Below are 19,268 nucleotides of genomic sequence, written 5' to 3'. Positions count from 1 at the left end.
GAGTGCGTACGATCACAACAAATATTTCAAAATCATGAATATCGCGTCAACTTCATAATCTCGCCTCATGTCACAAAAAAACAGCGCGTCCATTCCAGATCGCGCTGCCCACATATGATTACAATATGCGATTACAAAACCGCTTCCTTCATCAAGGCCTCAACCATCTTCTCCAATGCCTCACGATCCGGCTCCTGGAACCGGTCCGTAACCGGACTGTCGATATCCAGCACGCCGACAAGCAGTCCGTCCTTCATCATCGGGACGACGATCTCGGAACGGGATGCCGCATCGCAGGCGATATGGCCCGGGAAGGCGTGAACGTCATGGACGACGAGAGTTCGCCGCTCCTGGGCGGCGGTTCCGCACACGCCGCGTCCCAACGGAATGCGGATGCAGGCCGGCAAGCCCTGGAACGGGCCGAGCACCAGTTCTTCCTTGGACTCGTCCATTAAGTAGAATCCGGCCCAGTTAATATCCTTCAAGCCTTGCCAGAGCAAGGCCGATGCATTGGCCAGGTTGGCGATAAGATTCGGCTCGCCCTCGATTAGGGCGATAAGCTGCTTATGGAGCAGCGGATAATCCTGATCCGGCTGACCGGAATATTGGCTCGGTGCGAACATCGGCAGGCCTCCTGATTGCATAGTATTTCTTGTTACATTATGTACCATCGTATCACATCCGAGGGCTGCCGCGAAGAGGCGGTCAGCGCCGCAACGCCTGTCTTACCATCCTCTTCCACCTTCTCTCCATATTCATTTGCTTCTTATGACCAATATTCCCGTCGCTCAGGAAAGCCAGTACTCGTCTTTGTACAGATCATACCTATTCGCCTTTTTACAATTCATACCTCTTCGTCTTTGTCAGTTCATCCCTCTTATCTCTGTACCGTTCATACCTCTTAGGACGGGTACCGCATGATGTCCCTATTACGACCAGTCTTCCTTTAGCTCAGGAGAGTCAGTAGCCTTTTATGGACCATAATGGCCTCTTTATGAACGATCCTACCGTTATTCAGAAAAGCCCGTAACCCTCTCGATCCCGCACATATCTCATATCACAATTTATTCACGGTGATCAGGAAACTCAGCAACCCGCTCTAGCCCTCTTATGACGGATATCCCCTTCGCTCAGAAACGAACGATTTCATACCAAGCAGTTTCAGACTAATTGGTTCTGAACCAGGCGGGCTCAGACCACGCGGTTCCGAATCAAGCGGGCTCAGACCAAACGGATAGTTTCATCCTGACCGAGTGGGAGATTGAGCGTAGGGTATTGTTTCGAGGAATATATGTTACCTGAACGACAGGGAGACTACACAAAAGAAGACGTAATGCTACAACAAATGAAAACAAGACTGAGCGAATGGGATATTAAGCAAAAGGAGTGAGAAAGACATCCGGCAAGTAGCAGAGGGACTCCAAAAAACCGCAAATCAGAGAATGCGCACGAATCAGATTCATGGATTTCCCTCCCTGTTCGAAGATATAATGGAAGATAATGATATAAGGTCCCTTGAGCACAATGAGAGAAGCGGACCTGAAGAACCGGCAATAGGCTGCCGGCCGCAGCTTATCGCCGATCCATTACGGGAGGCGTTCTATATGTTATCCAATACGTTCACGTTCACCGACCCGGAGGGCGTTCGCGTCCATGTGTACCGCTGGGTTCCGGAAGAAGGGCAGCCCGTGCGCGGGGTCATTCAGATTGCCCACGGCATGACCGAGACGGCCCGACGCTACAGCCGCTTCGCCGAAGCGCTGACGGATGCGGGCTACGTTGTCTACGGCAACGACCACCGCGGGCATGGCCGGACCGCGGAGCGGTCCCAAGACCTCGGCTATGTCGGCGAGGACGGCTTTACATGGATGGTCCGCAATATGGCGCAACTGACCGAGATCATTCAGTCTGAGCAGGCCGGGCTGCCGGTATTTCTGTTCGCGCACAGCATGGGATCCTTTCTAGCCCAGAAATATATTGCGGAGCACGGCGGTAAAATAAACGGCGTCATTCTGTGCGGCAGCAACGGGCCGCGGGGGCCCGAATTGTACGCCGGAGTCGCGATGACGAAGCTGATTGCCTCCGCTCGCGGCTCCCGCCACCGCAGCAAAATGATTGACAACATGGCATTCGGCGGCTTCAACCGCACGTTCCGGCCGAGCCGAACCTCCTTCGACTGGTTGAGCCGGGATGAGCAGGAAGTCGATAAGTACGTGGCCGACCCAGAATGCGGATTTTTGAGCACAATCGGCTTTTACCGGGACTTGTTCGGAATGCTGCGGGAGATTCACCGCCCCGAGACGATGCAGGCCATACCGAAGGAGCTGCCGGTGATGCTCATTGCCGGCGACCGCGATCCGGTCGGCCAATATGGCAAGGGCGTACGGCGGCTGGCTGAGATGTATCGCGAGCTCGGGATCCGCGAGGTTGAATGCATTTTATACCCGGAGGCGCGGCATGAGCTCCTGAATGAGAAGAACCGGGATGAGGTTACGTCTGACTGTCTCTCTTGGCTGCGGAATCACACGCCGTAATCATTGCTGTAGCAAGGGATATCCTTCGACGTGAATGGCCGATTTGTTTCCTGCATACTTGGAGGGGTATAATGGGATTGGGAAGTACAATCTCGAACATGATTCTTTGGAGGGATAGCCATGCCCCAATTATTTGAACCGCTAACGTTACGCGGGGTGACGATACCGAATCGTATCGTGATGTCGCCGATGTGCATGTACTCTTGCCACAATGAGGACGGGATGGTCAACGATTGGCATCTGGTCCACTATACGTCCCGCGCCGTCGGACAAGTCGGCCTGATCATGATCGAGGCGACCGCCGTCACCCCTGGAGGACGCATCAGCGCGCAGGATCTGGGCATTTGGAGCGACGAGCATGTAGACGGGCTCCGCCGCCTGACCGACATGGTCCACGCGCACGGCAGCAAGATCGGGATTCAGCTCGCCCACGCCGGGCGCAAAGCAACCGTTCCCGGCATTATCGCCCCTTCGGCGCTTCGCTTCAGCGAAGCCTATGAGACGCCGGAGGAGATGACGCTGGAGGACATCCGCAAGACGATCAAAGCATTCGCCGACGCCGCGCGGCGGGCGGAGGAAGCCGGGTTCGACGTGATCGAGATTCACGGCGCGCACGGGTATTTGATCAACCAGTTCCTGTCCCCGCTGACGAACCAACGGACCGACAGCTACGGCGGCGGCGCTGACGCCCGCTACCGCTTCTTGAGCGAAGTGATTGAAGCGGTGCGCATCACGTGGTCGAAGCCGCTGTTCGTGCGCATCTCGGCCAACGAATATGCCGAAGGCGGCAACGCAATCGAGGCATACATTGACTATGCGCGGCGCATGAAGGACCAGGGCGTCGATCTGATCGATTGCAGCTCGGGCGGGGTCGTCCCTCATCCGGTCGAAGCGTACCCGGGTTATCAGGTCCAATATGCGCATGCGATCCGCCAATCGGCCGGCATCGCGACCGGCGCTGTCGGACTGATTACCGAACCGTCCTTGGCGGAAGAGATTGTGCGCAATGCCCGGGCCGATTTCATCTTCCTCGGCCGCGAGCTGCTGCGGGATCCGTACTGGCCGCGTCAGGCTGCGAAGCAATTGCGCCAGGAGCTCGCTCCGCCGAAGCAATATGATCGCGGCTGGTAATCCATTTTTAGAATAATCATTGCATCTTGAACCCCACTTATTCCAGGCGGGGCCGCACGAGCGGCCTCGCCTGCTTGCATTATCTTCGACCCATGCCGCCGCTGCCGTTCAAGTGCCGGAGCGGACCTCTCCGTTCCCGAACATTTTTAAGGTCCGGACAGCGCCCGGAATTGCCTCAAATCCTGTCGTTTTCTTATGAGGAATATCACTTAAAACCTATTTACTTACCCAATATGTTGTAGTATATTATCATGAGTATAACAACATATTGAACGATACAGGTGCTGCGGTTCGACAAAAGCGATGCGCGTCGAGCCCCGGCTTAATAGGGAAGACGGTGCGAATCCGTCGCGGTCCCGCCACTGTAAGAAGCACGCTTCCGGAGCATCGGTCCTCTCCGTTCCGGCAGCAAGTACCCGACAGAACAGGCGCTCTGTAGAGAGCGGCCTTTTCTATGTCCACTGGGACGAATGTCCCGGGAAGGCTGCCGAGGTATTCGGCTTCGAGCCAGGAGACCTGCCTGTGTCGCAGCACATTCATTTCCCTACGCGGAATAGGGAACGTGTTCAGGCCGCGCTCTGCGCTGCGTTACCGCCTTCGGCGGGCGATTGCAGCTGCGTGGTTGCAGGGGGAGCTGCGCCCTGTCCTAGTGATGCGCAGCCGCCATGATAAGAAGCCCCTGGATACATACGGCTTTGCCATGCCGTCCTGAGCTGTTCTCGCGAAGGGACGGCTATTTTTATTGCTCTTTTTCGAGGAGGAATACGGATGCTAACCACCAATCATACCGTTCAGACCGTACACAAACCGAATAATCGCTCGCTCGCGTTCGACGCGAAGCGCATCATGCGTTATGGCGAGCGCATCATGGGCGCTTACCCGGAGCTGGACCGCGAACGCTGGCACCGGGGCGTCCTGGCCAAGCTTCGTCACAGCCATGTTCAGGCATCCGACATCACGCAGGCTTGCATCATGACCGCATTGGAGCTGGTCTCCGTCGAGGAGCCGCAGTGGAAGTTCGTCGCGGCGCGCGCGCTGCTGACGAAGCTGTATAAGGAAGCAGCTTTGCACCGCAGCTACAAGGCGTACGCCGATCGCCCGTACGGTGACTTCTACAAGTTGATTAAGCAACTGGCCGATATCGGCATCTACCGACAGGAGCTGCTGGAGGCCTACACGCCCGATCAGATTCGCGAGCTGGGCCAGGCGATCGATCCGGCCTGCGACGAGTTGTTCGACTATATCGGGCTGCTTACCCTCGCGGAGCGGTATTTGGCCGTTGATTTCGAAGGACGCACGATGGAGCTGCCGCAGGAGCGCTATATGATCATCGCCATGTACCTGATGCATCAGGAACCGGAGGAGCGCCGGGTTGAGCTGGCCAAGGAAGCATATTGGGCGATGAGCAATCTTTATATGACCGCCGCGACGCCGACGATGGCGAACGCGGGCAAGAAGGTCGCCGGCCAGTTGTCGAGCTGCTTCATCGATACGGTGGACGACTCTCTGGAAGGCATCTTCGATTCGAACACCGACGTGGCGCGGCTGAGCAAGATGGGCGGCGGCATCGGCGTCTATCTCGGCAAGGTACGGGCGCGCGGCTCCGATATTCGCGGCCATAAAAATACGAGCTCCGGCGTCATTCCTTGGATCCGCCAGCTGAACAATACTGCGGTGAGCGTCGACCAGCTCGGCACACGCAAGGGCGCCATTGCCGTCTATCTGGACGTGTTCCACAAGGACATTCTGTCCTTCCTCGATCTCAAATTAAATAACGGCGACGAGCGCATGCGCGCGCATGATATTTTCCATGGCGTCTGTATTCCGGATCTGTTCATGGAAGCGGTCGAAAAGCGCGAAGACTGGCATCTATTCTGTCCGCATGAAGTGAAGAAGACAATGGGCTGGACCGACGGGAACGGCCGTCCGCTAGGACTGGAAGATTTCTATGACGAGCAGGCGGGCCAGGGGCAGTTCCGCGAGAAGTATGCAGAGGCGGTGGCGAATCCCCATCTGTCGCGCATTACGCTGCCGGCCATCGACATCATGAAGCGCATTCTCAAGTCTCAGCTCGAGACCGGAACGCCTTATATGTTCTACAAGGATACCGCCAACCGGGCTAATCCGAACAAGGCGCATGGCACGATCTTCTGCTCCAATCTGTGCACCGAGATAATGCAGAATATGTCGCCGACGACGATTGAGCAGGAAGAGCTGGTGCTGGAGGACGGCCGGGCCCGCATCATCATCAGCAAGCTTCCGGGCGACTTCGTCGTCTGCAACCTCAACTCGATTCATCTGGCGCGCGCCGTGCGGGCCGACGTGCTCGAACGCCTCGTGCCGATCCAAGTGCGGATGCTCGACAATGTCATCGACATCAACAATATCGAAGTGCTGCAAGCCCAGCATACGAACCGGCGCTACCGCGCGATCGGGCTCGGCACCTTCGGGCTGCATCATCTGCTTGCGCTGGAAGGCATCGCCTGGGAATCGGATGAGGCCGTGGAATACAACGACTCTCTATATGAGCGAATTCATTATTTGGCGGTTCGGGCAAGCATGGAACTGGCGAAGGAAAAAGGCGCCTACCCACTGTTCGCTCAGTCCGAATGGGAGAACGGCCGCTACTTCGAACAGCGCGAATATACGGCCGGAACGCGTCCTGTCCGCTTCGTGACGACCGAGCAGTGGAACGAGCTCGCTGCCGAGGTCAAGGCGAACGGGATGCGCAACGCCTGGCTGATGGCGATCGCGCCGAACGGCTCCACCTCGATCATTGCCGGCTCGACGGCAAGCATCGATCCGGTATACGAGCTGCTCAGCTATGAGGAGAAGACCACGTACAAAATCGCCAATCCGGCGCCGGACTTGTCCGACAAGACGATGTGGTATTACAAGACGGCATTCCGCCTCGATCAGAACTGGTCGATCCGCATGGCGGGAGCCCGCCAGCGCCATATCGACCAAGGCCAGAGCTTCAACCTGTACGTCCGTCCGGATATCCGGGCTGTCGATTTCCTTAACCTGCATCTGCATGCCTGGAAGGCCGGCTTGAAATCGACTTACTACGTGCGCAGCCAGGCGCTGACCGTAGAGGAGTGCGAAGCGTGCAGCTCTTAAATGAAGTAAAGCAGCGCCGCATGACCGCTCTCGCCTGGCTTCGCTTGTCCGGAAGCAGTCCCGCTTCTTCGGGACCCGCTTCCTCCCCGGGCGGAAGATAGAATGATGATAATGTGAGGAAAGGAAGAAAATGATGACTTTACTCGATCGCGAGCTGAAACTGCAAAAAATATTCAATACCGAGGCGCCGAACCAATCGACCCGCATTATTTTGGGTGAATGCTCCGGCATCTTGAACTGGGACGATATCCGGATGCCGCATATGTACAAGCTGTACAAGGTGCTTCTGCTGAACCATTGGATTGCCGATGAGATTCCGATGTCCAAAGACGCCCAGCAATTTCCGAACCTGACGCCTGATGAGCAGCGCGCCTTTAAGATCAATATCTCGCTGCTGGCGGTGCTCGATTCGATGCAGACGATGTTCGTAGGCGATGTGAAGCGGTTTTTCACCGATTCCTCCCTGGAGGCCATTGCGGCCATTATCGCCCAGCAGGAAGTCGTTCACAATCAATCTTATTCTTACGTGCTGTCCTCGCTCGTGTCGGAGCAGGAGCAAAAGGATATTTTCGAATATTGGAAGCATGATGCCGTGCTGCTCGAGCGCAACCGCTTCATCGCGGACATTTACCAGACGTTCCGGGACAATTCGACGCCGCAGACGTTCTTCGAAGCGCTCGTCGCCGATCTGATTCTCGAAGGCGTATTTTTCTACAGCACGTTCGCTTTCTTCTATAATTTGGCGCGCGACCAGAAGATGATGGCGACGAGCCAGATGATCTCGTACATCCAGCGCGACGAGAACCAGCACTGCTACTTCTTCGGTGAAGTGTTCAAGCAGCTGCTGCGCGATTTCCCGGAATTGAATACCGACGCGAACCGCCGGTTCGTCTACGATACAATCGACCGGGCCGTGCAGTTGGAGACGAACTGGGCCCATTATACGCTCAGCAATATTCGCGGCATCGATCTTCGCGAGTTGAGCGATTACATTAAATATATCGCGAATCGCCGCCTCGCTATGATGGGCCTGGAGAAAGCCTATGAAGGCGTTGACGTGAACTGCATGCCTTGGATTAAGCCTTTCTCCGACGAGGCACTCAATTCGACGAAGACCGACTTCTTCGAAGCCAAATCGCGCAACTACGGCAAAGTCGGCGATGACAACGGCTTCGACGAGCTGTAAGCCGGCGTGTTGCAGGGCACCCGCCCGCGCATGTATCCCTATTGCCAGCGCATATATGAACGATATAATGCAAGGCCGTCCAGTCACCTGTGACCGGAACGGCCTTGCTTTGCGCTTTAACCTGACCATCATCCGCCTTTACAAAGGCCACGTGCGGTACGCGCATTTCACCGTGCCTGCGCGGCTCTTTTTTTGGTGAAAAAACCATCTTCCCAGAGAAGACAGAGGGCATCTGAGCGCCTTATTCGCTTCCGTTAACCGATCGTCTCGACGACCTCGCCATCCTGGTTGCGGATCTCGATCTTGACGATGTGGAATTGCACCTTCCGCAGGTCGTTGCGACCGAATGGGAGAGGGGTCTTACATCCGCCGGATGATGACCAAAATATTGTCGAAAATCGGCACGCCCACCGCGTCACCCATAAAGACGTTGGCCGGCGGCTTGTTATAACGCAAATACCCTGTTGAAGCCGATGAAAGCGATTCCCGAAGCGTAGACCAAGGGGCGGCCCCTACCTGCACGATAAGCTTCGGCAGCGCGGGGAAGTCCTTGCGCCGGGTCTTGTACCGGTCATCCACCATCCCGATGGACAGGATAAGCAGCCCGCCGCCGAGAATGCCGGCCATCTTCGTCAAGGGCTGCCTATGTATTTTCCGTTCGTTATCCGCCTGCGGCTGATCGACGAAGCCGATGCGGAAGGCTAATTTTTTGAAGTTGACAATTCTTAAAGAGGGATGTTACTCTTTATTTGTGTTCCTTATTACGAACGAATTCGGCTTATGTTGTTCTTTAATAAGAACAATAACGTGTATCTGGAGGAGAACGACGATGGGTGCAGTAGCAGGCATTTATCACCTTCACCACGATAAGTTGGACCCCGGACTTGGCAGACAAATGATCGATGCGTTGCGACGCTTTCCCGCTGATTATGTAAGCAGTTGGAGTAACGGTTCCTTATTTTTGGGGTGCCTCCAGCAGTGCATTACCCCGCAATCCATCAACGAGGTCCTGCCCTACTATGATCCGGTTACATCACTCGCCATTACTTCGGATGCGATTATTGATAATCAGGACGAATTAACAGACCAGCTGCAACTATCCAAGCAGGCTCGACAGACCATAACGGACAGCCAGCTTATTCTCCAAGCATATATGAAATGGGGCCATGATATGCCCAAGCGTCTCGTAGGGGATTTCGCTTTCATCATTTGGGATGGCAGGGATCGCACGATGTTTGGCGCAAGGGATTTTTCCGGAACACGGACCCTTTACTTTCATCAATCCCCGGAACTGTTCTCATTCTGTACAATCATGGACCCGCTGCTTAAGCTGCCACACATTAAAAGAGATTTGAACGAACACTGGATTTCCCAATTCCTTGCTATCCCGATCACGACAGACGCCGTAGATTCCTTCTCTACCGTGTATCAATCCATTAAGCAGATCCCCCCTTCGCATTCCATTTTCGTTGCCAATGGGAAAGTAAACTTTCAACAATATTGCCGTCTGCAGCATACTGAGAAGCTTGTGCTTACAAGCAACGAGGAATACGAGGAAGCGTTCCGGGATGTTTTTCAGACTGCCGTTCAAGCCCGGTTAAGAACGTTCCGCCAGGTCGGAGCACATCTAAGCGGCGGACTTGATTCCGGTTCAGTCGTGAGCTTTGCCGCACCGATGTTGAAAGCCAACAATAAGCCTCTCTATACCTTCAGCTATTATCCGATCGAAGGCTTTTCCGATTTCACTTCATGCAACCGTTTTGCGGATGAAAGAGAATACATACGGTCCACGGTGGAGCATGTAGGCAATATCGAGATGAATGTATCCAGTTATCCGTCAAGCAACCCTTACTCCGTCATAGACGAATGGCTTGATACGCTGGAGATGCCGTATAAATTTTTCGAGAACTCTTTTTGGCTTAAAGGAATCTATGAACAAGCCTCTGCCCGGGACATCGGGGTTATGCTTACCGGACAGAGGGGGAACTGGACCATTTCCTGGGGGCCCGCCATGGATTACCAAGCCACTCTGCTAAGGAAGGGGCGTCTGATGTCGTTCTTCTGGGAGCACAGACGTTATTGCCAATCGCTTGGGGCGGATCCCTGGAAAGTGATTCAAATTGTCGGCAAGAAGAGCTTTCCTTGGCTCGCCCCGCTGCTTGCTCCGGGAGGCGACCCTGCGCTGCCGGTCTTGATTAGCCCGGACTTCGCCAGAAAAACCAATGTAACCAACTACATGAAGGCCTGCGGCATGGACGTCTGGGGATCATCGACTCAGAATGCGTATGACATCCGCAAGGATCACTTTAATCAACTGTATTTTTGGAATATTAACGGAACGGTCGGCACGAAGCTTTCCCTTAAGCATAAGATCTGGGACAGGGATCCCACCAATGATTTGCGGGTCGTCCGCTTCTGTCTGTCGGTACCTGATGAACAGTTCGTTCAGCAAGGCGTCGACCGTTCACTCATACGCAGAGCAACCGCCCGCTACCTGCCCGACAAGGTAAGATTAAACCGCAAAAGACGCGGCGTGCAGGGCGCTGACGGCGTGTTCAGGCTCATGCCTGACTGGAATGGATTGATCCGGGATCTTGAACAGATGATTGGCGATCCGCGAACCTCTTATTATCTGAATGCCCCCCTGCTTCAGGAGCTGCTGGACGATATCCGGCATCACCCGCGCCCGGAGCTTGCGTTCGATCTCAAGTTCCGCGTGCTGATGCGCGGATTCATCTTTCATAAATTCCTGTCAAAAATCACTTGAAAGGAGGTGTAACCATGAAAAAGCAGTACAGCAAACCGTCCCTTGAAGTGTTGGATGTGCATCAGACCATGGCTGGACCAGGTACCTCTACGCCGGATGCTTTCCAGCCGGACCCGGATGAAGACGTGCATTTCGATCCGATGGATAGCTAGACAACAGGCTTAATGAATGCGGTTATGATGCGGTACCCTTATACTTCTCAACGGGTATAAGGGTTCCCCTGTTCTCATTTTAAAGACCCTTGGAGAGATGAGCATGACCGAACGAGCAATGGTAAGGACTTACCAATATAAAGCTTTTGGCTTCCGTATTGAGAGCGACTTTGTATTGCCGGAACTGCCTCAGGCTGGCGACCGCGAGACTATGGACAACATTACGGTACGGCGGACAGACTTGCAGCCTCTCTGGAACAGCTCCATTCATTCCTATGGAAACTTGGCTATTCTGGATCACGGCCGTACGGTTATGTTTCGCGTACCTGGGGCTGCTATATATGCGGTACAGGATGCCTCCTCCATTCTGGTCTCTCCGTTCGATCAGGCGGATGAGGATTGGGTTCGGCTTTTTATTCTGGGGACTTGTATGGGCATTCTATTGCTGCAGCGACAAATTGTGCCTTTGCACGGCAGCGCCGTAGCTATTGACGGGAAGGCCTATGCCATTATCGGCGACTCCGGGGCGGGCAAATCCACCTTGGCCTTGCACCTGATGTCCGAAGGATATCCGCTGCTTAGCGATGATGTCATTCCCGTCGTGATGACTCAAGGCTCTCCTTGCGTTGTTCCATCTTATCCACAGCAAAAATTATGGGTGGACACATTGAAGCACATGGGAATGGACAATGCCAATTACACCCCTCTTTATGAGCGTAATACGAAATTTGCCGTGCCCGTGGGGTCCAACTTTCATGAAGAACCTCTTCCGTTGGCAAGTATCTTTGAGTTGGTTCCATCGGATGCAGCCACTCATATTGCGCCAATCCAGGGGATGGAGCGCTTTCGCGTCCTCTTTCATCATACGTACCGTAATTTTTTAGTGCAGCCGCTGGGATTGATGGAATGGCACTTCAAAGCCCTGTCATCCTTCGTTCACCAGATCGGGATGTACCGTCTGCACCGTCCCATGGTTGGATTCAGCACGCTTGATCTGACATCTCACATCTTAAACATTACCCGGCAAGGAGAGAAAGACCAATGAGCAAACTTCATTCGATCACCCCTGTCGATACGCTTGTTCAATGTGAGGGACATATCGTTAGCGATATGGCTGGCGAAAAAGTGATGTTAAGCGTTCAGAAGGGAAAATACTATAATCTCGGTACGCTTGGCGGCGAGATCTGGGATATGCTTATCACGCCCGTGAAAGCGGAACATATTATTCGATCCATTTTATCCGAATATGAGGTGGAGTCGTCGGAATGCGAGGAAGACATTCTCCTGTTCCTCTCGGATTTGGAGCATGAGGGCTTGATACGGCATGTGAAGCGGCTATGAACCGGTTGAGAAGATGGATATGGTTATTCTTATTAGACCGGAAGACATCCCTTTTATTTGCGGAGGCTTTTCTTTATTTGGGGTGGGCGCGCATTCTTTTGTATTTTCCGTTCGCGAAGATCTCGCCGTTACTGGGGAGGCGATCCATGGAAACGCCAGAAGTCCATGATCCGTCGCACACGAAAACCATGAAGCATATTCGGAGCGCGATCCATATCGCGAGCCGGCATACTTTCTGGGAGAGCAAATGCTTGGTAAGAGCGATAGCAGGTATGAAGATGCTTGAAAAAAGAAACCTGCACAGCACTTTATATTTGGGGACCGGGAAAAATAAAAACGGTGACCTGATCGCACACGCCTGGCTCCGCAGCGGTTCAATATACATTACCGGCGCCGAGATGATGAAGCAGTTCGTCGTGGTGGAGAAATTCGCGAAGAGCGCAGGGACAGACTCATGAATGCCATTATTCTTTACCTGAAGCGGCTTCATAAAACGGCAGGGTTACAATTAAGCATCAATATTATTGGCATGGTGATCAGCAGTCTCCTGGAGGGCATGACATTTCTTCTGCTCATCCCCATGCTTACGGTTGGCGGCGTTCTGTTGTCAGAGCCGGCTTGGGAGAACAGGCTGCGGTTTTTGAACATCCTCCACAGCTTGCCGCAGGCTTCTTCCCTAGCCATCATTCTAACGGTATACCTGCTGATTGTCGTCACTCAGAACCTCATTCATCGGGCCGTTACGATCCGCAATGCCGAGATAGAGCAGCATTTCAGCCGACAACTGCGTTACGAGAACTACAGCGCTCTTCTAAGAGCGCAATGGTCTTTTTTCATAAACCGCAGAACTTCCGATCTGGTGAATGCCCTTACGATCGAAACCGCCAGAGTCTTGGGGGGAATCAGTCTGCTTCTCCAATTCATTACATCTGCCTTGTTTACCCTCCTTCAGATTATTTTCGCCTTTTGGATCTCACCGAAGATAACCCTGTTCGTTATTGCCTGCGGAGCCATGCTTGCTTTTCTGTCCCGCGGATTTATTCGCAAATCCAAGCAGCTCGGCAGCCGGACATCCAAGCTCGCCCAAGCTTATCTGGCAGGAATCACTGACCAGCTTCAAGGAATGAAAGATATAAAGAGCAATAACCTGGAACCCTCCCGCTTGGAGTGGCACCAGCAGCTTACCGAAGGAACCATGCAAGAGCAGCTGGATTATGTGCGGCTAAGGCTGACTTCCCAGCTGTTGTATAAAATAGCGTCCTCCCTGCTTATTGCCGGATTTATCTTTACGTCATTTCGTTTTTTTCCGAGTGAGGGGCCGTCTTTGTTGATCGTTATCCTGCTCTTTGCCAGGTTGTGGCCGAGATTTACCAGCCTCCAGTCCAAACTGGAACAATTGGCCTCGACCATCCCGGCCTTCAAGGCTCTTCAGCAATTGCAGCATGACTGCAAATTGGCTGCAGATCAGGCGATTACGCTTACCGAATCGCCCGCTCCGGGACCTGGCCATTGGTTCGTTATGCAAGGAATCGAAGTCAGAAATCTTTCGTTTCGCTATCAGCCGCAACTGCCTGTGTATGCTTTGCAAAATATCAGCGTTCATATTCCAGCCCAAGGGATGACCGCTATCGTTGGCAAATCAGGGGCCGGCAAGAGCACGTTTATCGACATCCTTATGGGCCTGATGCAGCCTGAATCCGGTCAAGTCCTCGTGGATGGCATGGCGATCACGAATGACAATCTGATCGCGTACAGACGCTCCATCGGGTATGTGGCGCAGGATCCGTTTCTCTATAATGCGACCATAAGAGAAAACCTGTTGATGGTTAAACCGAGTGCCACGGAGAACGAGCTGTGGGAAGCACTCGATTTTTCCTCGGCGGCTGAATTTGTACGCAAGCTTCCTCACCAATTGGAGACGCTCATTGGAGATCGGGGCATCCGTCTGTCAGGAGGAGAACGGCAGCGGCTGGTCCTGGCAAGAGCCATCATCCGACAGCCTTCGATCCTTGTTCTGGATGAGGCGACAAGCGCACTGGATACGGAGAATGAAAAAAAGATTCTGACCGCTTTACATCGGTTGAAGGATCGCATTACGGTCATTGTGGTTGCCCATAGGCTGTCCACCATCCAAAACGCAGAACAAATTTTAGTCATCCATGACGGGAAGTTGGTTGAACAGGGAACCTTTTTGTCATTATCCTCAGAAAAAAAGAGTATATTTGCAAATCTTTTACAAAATCAGGAGGCGCAGCCTGTTACCGTCTATACGCTGTAGCCGCTTTCGGAGGTGGCAGAAATCGGATATAATAGGGACAAGCAGATGTATACACGGAGGTTAAACCATGATCGGAGAACGGATTCAAATCCTTCGAAGGAAGAAAAATTACTCACTGTCAGAACTCTCCGAAAGAGCCGGTGTCGCAAAATCCTATTTAAGCTCAATTGAAAGGGGAATTCAGCAGAATCCTTCCATTCAATTTTTGGAGAAGATTAGTGTTATTCTCGGAGTCTCAGTTGAGGAGCTGCTGCATGACAAGGAAGCCTCGAAGGAAGCTGAGGTGTTGGACGAAGAATGGACTAATCTTGTAAAAGAAGCGATGGCTTCTGGCGTAAGTAAAGAGCAATTCAAAGAATTTCTGGAATATAATAAGTGGAAGCTAACACGCGAAGAGTCATGATGATCCCTAGCGTTGACGCAGCCAACAATAAAGAAATCTCCGATTGTTGAGTTCACCACGCATTATCTGTAAACATACCTCAACAAAGGAGATTTCTTTTCGATAATGTCAACGGTCGTGCGTTATGCTTCTGAATTGACATGGAGCGGCCGTTCGGGATCAGACTGTGCCTGAAAATCGCGAAGAAGTTTACGAATGTCCTCAATGGAAAGGCCCATTTGTCGTGCAATTAAGATAATAGCTACCCAATCCTTGTCCAATTGTTCATTGTTACCTGGAACCGCTTCTACCATGATTGCATTGCCTCCCGAATTTACTCGGCCGGTTGCACCACTAACTCCACGCGCCTAAAGTGCCCAGACAAAAAGCGCATTTCATTGTTCCCTAATATATACTTATTAAGTAGTATTATACACGATACTTGACGTTCCATGGTGTCAGAGTATGTCGTCTCTGGAGCACTAGTTTTGTCGAATTCGATGATTACCCGGCCGTGATCCTGTCGCAATACCCTTGCGGATTATGAACCTGCCAATTCCAGCTATCCTCACACATGTCGATAATGCCGTATTTCGGGAACCATCCCAGGCTCATATGGGACTTTGTCGGATCAGCATAGCATATCGCGATATCCCCTGGTCTTCGCCCCACGATTTCATAGGGAATCTGAACCCCCGACACCTTCTCGAAGGAATGGATCATCTCCAGCACCGTAAACCCCCGGCCTGTACCCAGATTGTAAAATTCAACCCCATTTGCATGATCCAAATGCTCCAATGCTCTCAAGTGACCTTGTGCCAAATCCACGACATGAATATAATCTCGAATTCCCGTCCCGTCTTTTGTAGGATAATCGCAGCCGTATACTTTAAGCGATGGCAATCTCCCCACAGCGACTTGCGTAATAAACGGCATTAAATTGTTAGGCGTCCCATTTGGGCTTTCTCCGATCTTTCCGCTTTTATGAGCCCCGACGGGATTGAAGTATCTGAGAATGGAAATTCCCCATCTCGGGTCAGAAGAAGCCAGATCCTGCAGGACCTGCTCAATCATTTGTTTGGTTCTTCCATAGGGACTCACCGCCCCAAGGCTGGCTTCCTCCGAAATGGGAACACATTCCGGTGCCCCATACACCGAGGCGGACGAACTGAATACCAGCTTATACACGCCATGCTTGGCCATCGCCCTGCACAGAACCAGCGTGCTGGTAAGATTCGTATGGTAGTATTCAAGCGGCACCTGAACCGATTCCCCAACGGCTTTCAGACCAGCAAAATGGATTACGGCATCGATGCGATGTTCCTCGAATATCCGATTCAAGCTTCGCTCGTCGAGAAGATCCGCTTCATAAAAAGCAAATCCTTTGCCTGTAATATCCGAGATCCGACGAATCGATTCCGGATGGCTGTTGGAGAAATTATCAAGAACGACGATTTCATATCCCGCCTCCAGCATTTCTACGCAAGTATGGCTTCCGATATACCCGGCGCCACCCGTGATCATAATGGCCATTACCTTGTCTCCTCTCTCCGTATGACCGGATTGAATTTAGTAAGGATCGGCAGCTTTCCCAGATTCGCCTTGGCTATGTTCGTTAAGTAGATAAACTCGCTCGATTTCCGAAAGCACACATAGAAGATCAGGTTCGTTATGGACAGGCACAGCAGGACCCTGACGGCAATATCCCATAACAGCGGCAGCGTGAGTAATCCTGCAATCCAGCCGCATAAGGAGGCCGCAAGAAGAACTAACAAGGCATGCAGTCCGTAACGGGTAAAGTAAGGGCGCAGCGGTTGAAAGAATACGTGCTTATGAAGCAAATAAGGATCAACCCAAAAATAGGTTAACAATCGGCTAATGACCGTTCCGAAGAACACTCCCGGCATCCCGATGAAGCGTGCAAGCGTAATCGATAATGCGATGTTCAGTGCCGCTGCGATCAACGGGCTGTACCTTCCCCTTCGGAACATGCCCGTCGTATCCCGGAACATGGTCGAAGCATTTTGCATCCCCGTCGTATAAAAATTGAGCAGGATCGCAAGCAAGGTCTCCTTGCCGAGGACAAAGGAACCTCCGAGCCATAAAACAATCACGGGATCAAGCAAATTCCACAAACATACGGCACAAAGCCCGAACACCCAAAAGTTGGCCAAGCGTAACACACGATAGAAGAAAAACTTCTTCTCCTTATCCTCCGTAGCGATCAAATTCCCCACGCTGGCCGTTAGAGAATAGAAGAAATAGCTCAGAAATGTAGTTATGGTTGTCAGAATCAAAAAATAATTGGAGTACAGTCCAACCCATATGACGCCAAATAGGTTGGCTATAATCAGATTGTCCGTCCCATTGATGACAACGCCGCTCACTTTGTACATAAGCAGGGAGCGCAGATTTTGAAAAAAGGTCTTCTTCTCTCCTTTGTCCAAAGGAGTGCTGACCGGCTCCCTCAGGAATTCGTACTTTCGGTCGGCCACACGGGAAATATACTTGTTTCTAAGAACGCTCATTCCGATTTGGATGATAAGGAATAGAATGTAGTTCTTCGTTAAGAGAAGCACGATGATTTGGATCGTGTTCATGGCAATCACATACACACTATGGATTCGCGATATCACATGCTGCTGCTGGTCGGCCACAATTATGGCCTGTTTATAAGCGAAGAAGTAGGTAGACACGGAATTGAGCAGAAATAACACATAGATGACTTCGATATGAGAAACCGTCGTTTCCCCCTGAATGAAAACATTAAGAAAAGGAATCAGGGAAAGCCCCAGCGCAAGCACAATCATACCTACGCACAGATAGGCTTTTCGAAATAAATGCATAAAAGCTTTTATCCTGGCCTCGTCCCGATCGGCAAGAGGTTGATACAAGCTGTAAATAATGGCGGTCTCAAAACCGAGATTGGCAAGAGACAGGAGCATGAGGACATCGGAAAACAGACCGCTCACTCCCAGGTACTCAACGCCAAGCGTCCATATAAAAACCGTTCTAACGATAAAACCCATCATGGTGCTAATGGCTTGTCCCAGCAGACCAAAAAAAATGTTATAGAGCGAATTTCGAATTCTCATCCCTGTACCTGCTCTTTTACCTGGTTTCACGGATTTGCTGCAAACCCGTTCTCACTTTCCTTCTGATGATCGGGAAAAATTGCGTTACACGGTAGCGGAACCGTTCTTTTCTTCGCTGGGCCACAAAATCGTAATCCGGAAACCAAGACAGCAGATCCTGATCCTTCACATTGTCAGGGTTCTCCCGCATGCGCTCCTGGATCGGCTTCCATAACCGATCGATTTGGATATTCGTGAAAAACTTGACCTCCCGCTTCAAAAACCGCTTCAGAAAAGCGGAGATCTCATCAGGCACCGGAAAACCGTAGTCATTCGGGTCATGGCCTTCTGCCGCAATCCCCATGATCGTTCTTACGCACTTCTCGCATTGACAGCAGTTCTCTGTGTTGCGATAGCATACCCGGATCGCGGTCTTGTCATTGGTATTGGCATAATGATCGACGACCACTTTGACTTTATCCTGCCGGGACAGTTCGTATCCGTCATGGAACACATCTCCCGCTCCGTAACGAATCATATTGTCCGTGGATGGGTCGGAAGCACATGAATACGTGTTGCCGATCGTATGCGAGCTCGCAATGTAAATTGTTTTAACCTGTATCAAGCAGGTTGCAGGAACCGCAGCCGATATAATCGCCAGACCGTGATGCAGTCCATGCCACCAGGTGTCCCCCAGCGAGCGCCGGAAATCCCGGTCGATCCGCTGAGGATATACGAAGGTGCCGTAATTGGACTCCACCAGGATATTGGAGAGCCCTTCCTTGCGGGCAAAAGCCTCCGCATGCTCACGGTCTGCAGTCCATACCTCGCTGTCTGTACATTCCCCTTCATGCCATCCGTACTCCGTAATGAGAAAAGGCTTCTTATCACGGTGGCGGATATAGGTCGTCAAGGCGTCCAATCCCCCGCTAAATAACACGGCAGCTTCGTGCTCCGGTTGATAATCATAGGAAGAAACCTGCCCAACCTTGATTTGCCCCTTGAGCGGAAAGTGGGGGAACATCTTCTGATATGCCTGCTTCAGTTCCTCAAGACAGTCATAGAAGGAACGATCCAGCTCGTCGACGTACAGCGTTGCATCCGTAAGCCACGCGAGCGGCATCACATTCGCTACAAACGGAATCGACAATATGCTTGCAGGCAGACCCGAGATATCATAGTTATATTTCATAAATAAATGATTGCTTGGTCTGAAATATTTTTGAAGCTTGGGGGCCACACGAAAAAAATAGTCCACACGGTTATGATTTATTTTTATTTGTTCCTGCGACAGTTGTATCAT

At 52.1% G+C, this 19,268-nt stretch carries 17 protein-coding genes and 2 riboswitches; of the genes, 11 read left to right on the top strand and 6 right to left on the bottom strand.

Annotated features, from left to right (window positions below; genetic code table 11):
- Positions 1-131 precede the first annotated feature (131 nt).
- The gene (locus tag DQX05_RS01075; RefSeq protein ID WP_119790125.1) at positions 132-623 is read right to left on the bottom strand and encodes a GAF domain-containing protein; all 492 of its coding nucleotides are present in this window, start codon (positions 621-623) and stop codon (positions 132-134) included.
- A gap of 981 nt (positions 624-1,604) precedes the next feature.
- On the opposite strand from DQX05_RS01075, the gene DQX05_RS01070 reads away from it, so the two are divergent.
- The 4 genes from DQX05_RS01070 (at position 1,605) to DQX05_RS01055 (ending at position 7,971) form a co-directional block, all read left to right on the top strand.
- Positions 1,605-2,534 (top strand): alpha/beta hydrolase, encoded by a 930-nt coding sequence (locus DQX05_RS01070; RefSeq protein ID WP_119790733.1) that lies wholly within the window; start codon positions 1,605-1,607, stop codon positions 2,532-2,534.
- A 120-nt stretch (positions 2,535-2,654) separates the two neighbouring features.
- Entirely contained in the window at positions 2,655-3,665 is a 1,011-nt protein-coding gene (namA, locus tag DQX05_RS01065) for an NADPH dehydrogenase NamA (protein ID WP_119790123.1), read from the top strand.
- A 262-nt stretch (positions 3,666-3,927) separates the two neighbouring features.
- Positions 3,928-4,203, top strand: a riboswitch (cobalamin riboswitch).
- Positions 4,204-4,433: 230 nt separating this feature from the next.
- Entirely contained in the window at positions 4,434-6,785 is a 2,352-nt protein-coding gene (locus tag DQX05_RS01060) for a ribonucleoside-diphosphate reductase subunit alpha (RefSeq protein WP_119790121.1), read from the top strand.
- Between the two features lie 154 nt (positions 6,786-6,939).
- Positions 6,940-7,971 (top strand): ribonucleotide-diphosphate reductase subunit beta, encoded by a 1,032-nt coding sequence (locus DQX05_RS01055; protein ID WP_182914595.1) that lies wholly within the window; start codon positions 6,940-6,942, stop codon positions 7,969-7,971.
- Positions 7,972-8,331: 360 nt separating this feature from the next.
- On the opposite strand, the gene DQX05_RS01050 is transcribed toward DQX05_RS01055, so the two are convergent.
- A complete protein-coding gene (locus DQX05_RS01050) occupies positions 8,332-8,598 on the bottom strand; it encodes an MraY family glycosyltransferase (protein WP_119790729.1) in 267 nt (88 codons plus the stop codon).
- A gap of 202 nt (positions 8,599-8,800) precedes the next feature.
- Between DQX05_RS01050 and DQX05_RS01045 the strand changes: the two genes are divergently transcribed.
- The 7 genes from DQX05_RS01045 (at position 8,801) to DQX05_RS01015 (ending at position 14,912) form a co-directional block, all read left to right on the top strand.
- A complete protein-coding gene (locus DQX05_RS01045; RefSeq protein WP_119790120.1) occupies positions 8,801-10,738 on the top strand; it encodes an asparagine synthase-related protein in 1,938 nt (645 codons plus the stop codon).
- Positions 10,739-10,752: 14 nt separating this feature from the next.
- Positions 10,753-10,890: a paeninodin family lasso peptide gene (locus tag DQX05_RS01040; protein ID WP_119790118.1), complete on the top strand. Its 138-nt coding sequence runs from the start codon at positions 10,753-10,755 to the stop codon at positions 10,888-10,890.
- Between the two features lie 103 nt (positions 10,891-10,993).
- Entirely contained in the window at positions 10,994-11,935 is a 942-nt protein-coding gene (locus tag DQX05_RS01035; RefSeq protein WP_259391717.1) for an aldolase, read from the top strand.
- Entirely contained in the window at positions 11,932-12,231 is a 300-nt protein-coding gene (locus DQX05_RS01030; RefSeq protein ID WP_119790116.1) for a lasso peptide biosynthesis PqqD family chaperone, read from the top strand. The genes DQX05_RS01035 and DQX05_RS01030 overlap by 4 nt, the downstream gene beginning before the upstream one ends.
- Positions 12,228-12,689: a lasso peptide biosynthesis B2 protein gene (locus DQX05_RS01025; protein ID WP_119790114.1), complete on the top strand. Its 462-nt coding sequence runs from the start codon at positions 12,228-12,230 to the stop codon at positions 12,687-12,689. The genes DQX05_RS01030 and DQX05_RS01025 overlap by 4 nt, the downstream gene beginning before the upstream one ends.
- Positions 12,686-14,509 carry an ABC transporter ATP-binding protein gene (locus tag DQX05_RS01020; RefSeq protein WP_119790112.1) on the top strand — a complete coding sequence of 608 codons (1,824 nt, stop codon included), beginning with the start codon at positions 12,686-12,688 and terminating at the stop codon, positions 14,507-14,509. The genes DQX05_RS01025 and DQX05_RS01020 overlap by 4 nt, the downstream gene beginning before the upstream one ends.
- A gap of 67 nt (positions 14,510-14,576) precedes the next feature.
- On the top strand, positions 14,577-14,912 hold the full coding sequence (locus tag DQX05_RS01015) for a helix-turn-helix domain-containing protein (protein WP_119790110.1): 336 nt from the start codon (positions 14,577-14,579) through the stop codon (positions 14,910-14,912).
- Between the two features lie 122 nt (positions 14,913-15,034).
- Here the strand turns inward: DQX05_RS01015 and DQX05_RS01010 are convergent, their stop codons facing one another.
- The 4 genes from DQX05_RS01010 to DQX05_RS00995 all read right to left on the bottom strand — a co-directional run bounded on the left by DQX05_RS01010 (position 15,035) and on the right by DQX05_RS00995 (position 19,268).
- Positions 15,035-15,205 carry an anti-repressor SinI family protein gene (locus DQX05_RS01010; RefSeq protein WP_119790109.1) on the bottom strand — a complete coding sequence of 57 codons (171 nt, stop codon included), beginning with the start codon at positions 15,203-15,205 and terminating at the stop codon, positions 15,035-15,037.
- Positions 15,206-15,222: 17 nt separating this feature from the next.
- Positions 15,223-15,306: riboswitch (cyclic di-GMP riboswitch) on the bottom strand.
- 89 nt (positions 15,307-15,395) lie between these two features.
- Positions 15,396-16,424 carry a UDP-glucose 4-epimerase GalE gene (gene galE / locus DQX05_RS01005; protein WP_119790107.1) on the bottom strand — a complete coding sequence of 343 codons (1,029 nt, stop codon included), beginning with the start codon at positions 16,422-16,424 and terminating at the stop codon, positions 15,396-15,398.
- On the bottom strand, positions 16,424-17,986 hold the full coding sequence (locus DQX05_RS01000) for a lipopolysaccharide biosynthesis protein (RefSeq protein ID WP_182914570.1): 1,563 nt from the start codon (positions 17,984-17,986) through the stop codon (positions 16,424-16,426). The genes galE and DQX05_RS01000 overlap by 1 nt, the downstream gene beginning before the upstream one ends.
- Before the next feature lie 16 nt (positions 17,987-18,002).
- On the bottom strand, positions 18,003-19,268 hold the full coding sequence (locus DQX05_RS00995; protein WP_119790106.1) for a peptidase: 1,266 nt from the start codon (positions 19,266-19,268) through the stop codon (positions 18,003-18,005).

The organism is Paenibacillus thiaminolyticus (genome assembly GCF_003591545.1).
Taxonomy (GTDB): domain Bacteria; phylum Bacillota; class Bacilli; order Paenibacillales; family Paenibacillaceae; genus Paenibacillus_B; species Paenibacillus_B thiaminolyticus_A.
Note: the sequence above shows the minus strand (reverse complement) of the source record. Positions and strands in the feature narration are given on the sequence as shown.